Origin of the sequence: Coleofasciculus sp. A1-SPW-01, from assembly GCF_040217205.1 — a bacterium.
Taxonomy (GTDB): Bacteria; Cyanobacteriota; Cyanobacteriia; order Cyanobacteriales; family Coleofasciculaceae; genus Coleofasciculus; species Coleofasciculus chthonoplastes_A.
In genome coordinates this window covers 1-4,753 of the sequence record NZ_JAVJNP010000075.1, presented here as the reverse complement: position 1 = coordinate 4,753, position 4,753 = coordinate 1, and the positions used below count along the sequence as shown (strand labels likewise).

Annotated in this window: 6 protein-coding genes; 3 read left to right on the top strand and 3 right to left on the bottom strand. The window is 43.6% G+C overall.

The genetic code is table 11. The features are described from left to right. The 3 genes from RH949_RS11770 to RH949_RS11760 all read left to right on the top strand — a co-directional run. Positions 1-207: type II toxin-antitoxin system ParD family antitoxin (locus RH949_RS11770; RefSeq protein ID WP_446353263.1), on the top strand; the 207-nt coding region annotated here is incomplete at its 5' end. Beyond that, a complete protein-coding gene (locus RH949_RS11765; protein WP_446353261.1) occupies positions 207-512 on the top strand; it encodes a type II toxin-antitoxin system RelE/ParE family toxin in 306 nt (101 codons plus the stop codon). The genes RH949_RS11770 and RH949_RS11765, both read left to right, overlap by 1 nt. Positions 513-783: 271 nt before the next feature. Beyond that, positions 784-993: an element excision factor XisI family protein gene (locus tag RH949_RS11760; RefSeq protein WP_446353265.1), complete on the top strand. Its 210-nt coding sequence runs from the start codon at positions 784-786 to the stop codon at positions 991-993. Positions 994-1,124: 131 nt separating this feature from the next. On the opposite strand, the gene RH949_RS11755 is transcribed toward RH949_RS11760, so the two are convergent. The 3 genes from RH949_RS11755 to RH949_RS11745 form a co-directional block, all read right to left on the bottom strand. Continuing rightward, positions 1,125-1,430, bottom strand: coding sequence for a type II toxin-antitoxin system RelE/ParE family toxin (locus RH949_RS11755; RefSeq protein ID WP_446339933.1), 306 nt, complete (start codon positions 1,428-1,430; stop codon positions 1,125-1,127). Continuing rightward, positions 1,415-1,603 carry a hypothetical protein gene (locus RH949_RS11750; protein ID WP_446353259.1) on the bottom strand — a complete coding sequence of 63 codons (189 nt, stop codon included), beginning with the start codon at positions 1,601-1,603 and terminating at the stop codon, positions 1,415-1,417. The genes RH949_RS11755 and RH949_RS11750 overlap by 16 nt, the downstream gene beginning before the upstream one ends. Positions 1,604-2,259: 656 nt before the next feature. Then, a partial coding sequence (locus RH949_RS11745) for a S8 family serine peptidase (protein WP_446353257.1) occupies positions 2,260-4,753 on the bottom strand: 2,494 nt, incomplete at its 5' end.

Here is a 4,753-nt window from a genome sequence, read left to right as displayed (position 1 = left end):
GGTAGGTATTCATCCCCTAGTGAAGTTATTCAGGCGGCGTTACGATTGCTAGAGGAACGCGAGATGGAACGTTTACTGCGATTAGAGGAACTCAGAAAGGAAATTGCTATTGGCATTGAACATTCAGATCAAGGAGATATATTTGATGGAGAAGAAGTGATTAGAGAACTGAGACAAGAAATTCGGCAGTCAGAACAGGGTGCATAATGGGCAAATATATTTTTAGTGCGCCGGCTCGCCAAGATTTAAGGCAAATAAAAAACTATATGGCACAGTTTAGTTTAAGTGCAGCTAGTCGTTTTATTGACACTTTTGAGGAAAAATGCCGTTTATTAGCGGATTTTCCGGAAATGGGGCGTTCTCGTAAGGAACTGGCTCCTAGTTTACGTAGTTTACCTGTGGATAAATATGTCATTTTTTACCGCCCGATTGAAAATGGTATCCAAGTGGAACGGGTGTTGAGTGGTTACAGAGACTTAGAGGAAGTTTTTTCTGAGGATGAAGAGAATTAAAGCTATTACTAAAGTTGTTTTATGGGCTATCTGGGGAAAAGACGCGATCGCACGCTGGGGATAGAGGGGATGCGATCGCCTCCACAAAAACAGCGATTCGGTAGGGTGTGTTAGCGAGGAGTTAATCTTTGCCGAAGTCGAGTAAATTTTATTCCCCGCGTAACGCACCGAAACCTAATTGATTTTATTCTTGGAAATTTGGTGCGTTACGTCGGGTTTTTTAATTGACTGATTAAGTCTGAAATTGATTACCGACTAACGCCCCCTACCACTGATTAGTTTTGGTTGGAATGGGGAGCGACGGGTTCACAGTGTAATTTTACATCTGCGAATTGTTGACGATAAGTTCTGGTTAGAACGGGATGAAATAGAGGAAGGCATCACCCAGGATTTACTGGATCGAGGTGTTCCTCATCAGGATATTGTTTTGGCGTTTTATCATCCTGAAGATCGTAAGTTGACGGAATTCGCGATCGCCTAAATATTTTAGGGTGAAAAAGGGAGGCGAAGGCTTTCATCGCACTTTGGTGAGGAACGCTTCTATTCCAAGTGAGATAGTGTATCTGGGGAAAGGGAAAGCGCGATCGCTATTCTCACCATCCCAAAACTACCTTAACTCTCGTTTATCTTATCTGACTCCAGCAACCGTTTTCCATGAATAACTGCTGCAATGGTAATGGTTTCATCCTCAACTTTATAGATGATTCGATAACTATATGCTAATTTTTCTCGAAGAGTTGGATCACCTAATTCTGGGACAATTCTTCCTGATAGGGGAAAACTGTTCAATTTGCTGGTTATATCAAGTATTTTGCGAACAACTGCTGCGGAGTATGCAGCAGAATCATTGGCAATGTAGGAAGCAAGTGCCTCTACATCCTCAATTGCTTTGGGAGACCAGACTACTTGATAAGCCATTGACTTAGACGCTTTTGGGCTTCTTCTTGGGGAATTGTACCTTGTGTTGCCGCCGCTTCTAATCCACGATAAACTTTCTCGATGACATACAGGTGATACTGAATATCTTCTAGGGAGCAGTCATCGGGTAATTGAGACAAAAGGGAGGTGACAGCTTGCTTGGCGCTACTCATCGTTCTTTGCTTTACTGTATTTATCCCATTTTAGGGCGATCGCTCTTTTGATCAGGGATTGGCGTCAACTGGCAGGGAGAGGACGATCGCTCTTTTGATCAGGGATTGGCGCTAACCGGGAGGGAGAAGGCGATCGCACGCTGGGGATAGAGGAGGTGCGATCGCGTGGGAGTCCAGGTATTTGTAGGGGCGGGTTTAGCCGCTTAATTTTGACTTGTGTGATAACGTTTCAACAAAACCCGCCCTGGCTCAAAATGGAGGTGTGTTTTAGGCGATCGCTCTTTTGATCAGGAATTAGTGCAAACCGGGAGGGAAAGGGCGATCGCACGCTGGGAATAGAGTGGATGCGATCGCGTGGGAGTCCAGGTATTTGTAGGGGCGGGTTTAGGCGTTTAATTTTGATGTTTGTGATAAGGTTTCAACAAAACCCGCCCTAGCTCAAAATGGAGGTGTGTTTTAGGCGATCGCTCTTTTGATCAGGGATTGGCGCAAAATGGGAGAGAGAGGGCGATCGCACGCTGGGAGACTATCACCTTTAATTCGGGTGTAGGGGCGACCCGCTTGCATTAATTAACAACGGTGTCCGCTTAATTTGATCGGGTCGCCCTTTATTCAATTCCCGGTGTCAAACGGTGTTTTTTGATCGGTTATATACGTTATTTATACAGTTTCACAAGTCCCTTTCTTACGGCATTTTGAAATACAGTTGGTACATGAAGCCGACCACTATTAGCAGGAGATTTAGGATTCAAAGGATTAAACATATTAACGTATGCTCGATTGTTATGCACTTCTACATGGGTGTGAGATCCGTAACTTGCACCTGTGTTACCTTCTTTTCCAATTAAAGAACCTGCTGCAATAGTTTTACCTTGTAAATTCTCATTAATTGAACCTTCGGCTAAATGCCAATAGATGAATGTTTGGTTAAGCTCTTTATTGTAGATAGCAACCGTTCCATTGTATCCCCAATACTTAGAACTAACTTCTTTTCCATTCTTGGCTTCAATTACTTCACCGCCAACTAAGGCATAAATTCCCGGGTTACTATCTCCGTCTATCGAATCAACTGCCTCACGAATAATGTGATCGTGATTGTGGCTGTTAGACCCCAATCTATTGTTGATATTGTCTTGATACAATGCATTCAAGTAGTCAGCATTTGTGTAAATGTAATTTGGATTAGGATTAGTACCACCAGTATTGCGTTTCACCTCAGGAAGATGAGTTCGAGCATTACCCATTTTTTTCCATGCATTCCAGTTTTCTCCATCATTGGAAGAACGCATATAAAGATAACTATCTTTACCAATATGATACTGATATAGCTTTCCGTTCAATGCATCTAGCCAAGGAGCGCCATAGGCCTCTTCATTAGAAACATTTGCTGCTTTCCAGGCTGTCCAGTTAATACCATTAGTGGAAGAACGAGTATAAATTTTTTTGTCCTTACCAACATGAGACTGGTAAAGTCTTCCATTGACGGCTACCATAGCAACCGCATGGTTTGTTTCTTCATTAGAAACATTTGCTACTTTCCAGGCTGTCCAGTTAATGCCATTAGTGGAAGAACGAGTATAAGTTTTTTTGTCCTTACCAACATGAGACTGGTAAAGTCTTCCATTAAAGGCTGCCATAGCAACTGCATGGTTTGTTTCTTCATTGGGAATATTAGGCTTTTTCCAGGCTGTCCAGTTAATGCCATTAGTGGAAGAACGAGTATAAATTCGATTGTCCTTACCAACATGAGATTGGTAAGCAACACCATTCAGTTTTGCAACTACAGGCTGATAGTAGGTTACTTCATTAGGTATATTTTCCTTTTTCCAGGCTGACCAATTTTTACCATCGCTTGAATATCGCGTAGCAATACGATTATCCAATGCTCGATGAGTTTGAAAAAGGAAATGCCCGACAAGTCCTTGATTCTTGTGTTTGTCTTGAATATAAAACTTATCAAAAACTTTCCTTAAAAAAATTGTAAAACCCGAACTTTGTGCATTGCCAAAAACATTCAAGAAATCACTAAACGTCCCGACTGGACTGAAACTATTAGAAACTTGACTTGACCCAGAACTGGAAGCATCAGGGTCTGCTGCTCGCTCCATTGGAGTCACTAAACCTTCCCCACTCCATGTCAACGGAATAAACTGTAAATTTTTCTCACTAACTTCTGGCTTCGTGGCTTTCGCTAAATGAACTGCCGCCGCTATATTCAACAAGCCAGCACCTGTCTCAGCATCTTGACCCGTACTGCCCAAATCCGTGGCTGTATTCTTAATAATCTCAACCACTTGGCGGTAACTCAACTCAGGATTCGCCGCCCAAACCTGGGACACCGCCCCCGTCACCTTCGCCGTGGCTACGGAAGTTCCAGCCATACCGCTGGTTCCTTCCCCAGTCAAGGACAACTGGGGATTATCCGCCGTTCCGCCATACGCCATCACATCCAAGCCATGACCATAACTCGAATAATCCGTGCGGTCAGCCCCCTTCCAAACTGACGTTTCGGGGTAAAACTGTTCGGCAGCCCCCACGGTGAGGATATTGTCAAACTCCTGAGAAGCCTGTCCTAATACCGACATCACATCCCCATCATTGCCAGCCGCCACCACTAACATGACATTATTCTGACGGGCATATTCAATCGCGGATCGTTCTTGAGGTGTAAACTCATAACGAGTGGTAACGTTTCCATCTGCATCAATTTGGGTTAAATCCATACTCAGATTAACCACAGCATTGGGTTGACCCGATTCTTGAGCCGCATCGACAAACTCCACTAATGATTCTGCCCATTGACCAGAACCCACAGCACGCCCAACCCAAAGCGGCGCATCATCATTAATCCCTTCAACGCCAATATCGTTATCTTGAGTCGCCCCAATTATTCCTAATATATGGGTGCCATGTTCATTTCCCTCACCAGCTTCCATTAGAGGGTTATTATCGCCATCAATCCGGTCTTGCCCTAAACTGATTCGGCTATAGTCAATATCAGGGTTATTTTCACTGAAACCTGTATCAATAATGCCGACTAACGGCTGATTTTCTGGAGGAAACTCATACTGGACAGGTTCAGCGAGTGCAGAATCTGTTATCGGTTCGGTGATAATTTCACTGGTGTTAACAGGTTCATCGATAACAACA

Excerpts from the sequence above, each read along its gene's own strand:
- RH949_RS11755 (WP_446339933.1), bottom strand. The coding sequence starts at position 1,430 with ATGGCTTATCAAGTAGTCTGGTCTCCCAAAGCAATTGAGGATGTAGAG.
- RH949_RS11765 (WP_446353261.1), top strand. The coding sequence starts at position 207 with ATGGGCAAATATATTTTTAGTGCGCCGGCTCGCCAAGATTTAAGGCAA.
- RH949_RS11750 (WP_446353259.1), bottom strand. The coding sequence starts at position 1,603 with ATGAGTAGCGCCAAGCAAGCTGTCACCTCCCTTTTGTCTCAATTACCC.